The sequence below is a fragment of the Salmonella sp. SAL4457 genome, assembly GCF_046548235.1.
Taxonomy (GTDB): Bacteria; Pseudomonadota; Gammaproteobacteria; order Enterobacterales; family Enterobacteriaceae; genus Salmonella; species Salmonella enterica.
In genome coordinates this window covers 1-332 of the sequence record NZ_JBGDZO010000207.1, presented here as the reverse complement: position 1 = coordinate 332, position 332 = coordinate 1, and the positions used below count along the sequence as shown (strand labels likewise).

The following is a 332-nucleotide window of genomic DNA, read 5'->3' as shown; positions in this document are numbered from 1 at the left end:
AACGGAGACGAAGGTGATCAAGGGACGCCAGGGCATCGCCCGCAATCGGCACACCCCGTTGTGCCTGGGCCTGCTGCTGGCGCTGAGTCCGCTGGCCGCGGCCGTGGCCGACGCGCGCAAGGACGGCGAGACGGAACTGCCGGACATGGTGATCAGCGGAGAAAGCACGTCTGCCACCCAGCCGCCGGGGGTGACTACCCTGGGCAAGGTGCCGCTCAAGCCGCGCGAGCTGCCGCAATCCGCCAGCGTCATCGACCATGAGCGCCTCGAACAGCAGAATCTGTTCAGCCTCGACGAAGCCATGCAGCAGGCCACCGGGGTCACCGTGCAGC

Annotated in this window: 1 pseudogene; it reads left to right on the top strand. The window is 68.1% G+C overall.

Annotation, left to right across the window (positions count from 1 at the left end):
* Positions 1-332: pseudogene (locus tag ACLJNW_RS23940) on the top strand (hypothetical protein); the annotation flags it as partial.